General features: G+C 70.7%; 1 protein-coding gene. It reads left to right on the top strand.

Annotation, left to right across the window (positions count from 1 at the left end; genetic code table 11):
• Positions 1–283 precede the first annotated feature (283 nt).
• Positions 284–1,171: a DUF559 domain-containing protein gene (locus B4M60_RS00865; RefSeq protein WP_291079473.1), complete on the top strand. Its 888-nt coding sequence runs from the start codon at positions 284–286 to the stop codon at positions 1,169–1,171.
• The last annotated feature ends 74 nt before the right edge of the window (positions 1,172–1,245 follow it).

Raw genomic sequence — 1,245 nt, 5'->3', positions numbered from 1 at the left:
CCTGCCCGACCTCACGAACCCGGACGCCCTCCGCGCCGCCATCCACGCCGCCATCCCCACCCCCCACACCCCCCACCGCTGATCCGCCCGCACCGCCCCGCTGATCCGCCGCCGATTGGTAGCAGCCACGGACGCATTGGTCGCGGGCAGGTGGCTCGATCGGGCGTGCGGCCGCACTGAGTGCTACCAGCTTCGGCCGAGCGCCTGTGGATGGTCGTCGACTCCCTCCACAACCGCGGCCCGGGGCCCGAATGCGCGTCGCGTCGCGCCCCATGATCGACACGTGACCTCGAATCAACCCGCGAGACCATTCATCGGCAGCGAGGCGCTGGCGGCAGGCCGCGTCACCACCCATTCCCTGCGTTCCGCGCACCGGAGGATCTTCCCGGACGTGTACTGCCGGGCGTCCGGACCCATAGACCCGACCACCCTCGTGTCAGCGGCCGCGCTGTGGGCGCCGTCGGGATCGGTCGTGGCCGGGTTGGCGGCCGCGCGCCTGCACGGCGAACGCTGGTACTCCCCGGAGTCGGTCCGACGGGAAGTGGACATCTACACGCTCGGGCCGACACACGCGCCGCGCGGAGTGCGCGCGAGACGACTGCGGAGTGCGCTCCCCGGCGCGCAGCTCCACGTCTGCGAGGGGATCACGGTCACCTCCGTCGCGCGCACGGCGGTCGACGTGGCACGGTGGGAGGACGACGACGAGCGGGCGATCGCCAAGATCGACGCGCTCTGCAACAGGACGCAGACGGACGTGTCCGAGGTGAGATCACTGGCGTCCTCCCTCGGCGGGCTGCACGGGTTGCGACGGGTTCGGGGGCTGCTTCGCGACGCCGACCATCGCGCGGACTCCCCCAGGGAGACCAGGCTGAGGCTCATCCTCGGCGGAGCGGAGTTGCCGGTCCCGATCCCGCAATTGATCATCTACAACGAGTACGGGGTGAAGATCACCGTCGCGGACTTCGGGTATCCGGAGCAGCGGGTCGCGATCTTCTACGACGGCGAGGTGCACCGTCGACGATCCACCTGGGAGCACGACGCCCGGGTGAACGCCGAGTTGGCGGAACTGGGTTGGCAGGTGGTGAGGGTGACCGCCCAGATGCTGCGGAACCACGCGACGGTGATCCGTCAGATCCAGGCCGCATTGCGTCGCGGGCAGTCGGCGCCGTGAGGCGGTCCGAGACATGCTTGGGAGCCTGCGTTGCCTGCGGGCAGAGCCTGCGTAGGGAGCCCGCGTCGGGAGCC

It is taken from the genome of Dietzia sp. UBA5065, assembly GCA_002415925.1.
Lineage (GTDB): Bacteria > Actinomycetota > Actinomycetes > Mycobacteriales > Mycobacteriaceae > Dietzia.
This window is presented reverse-complemented; position numbering and strand designations above follow the sequence as displayed.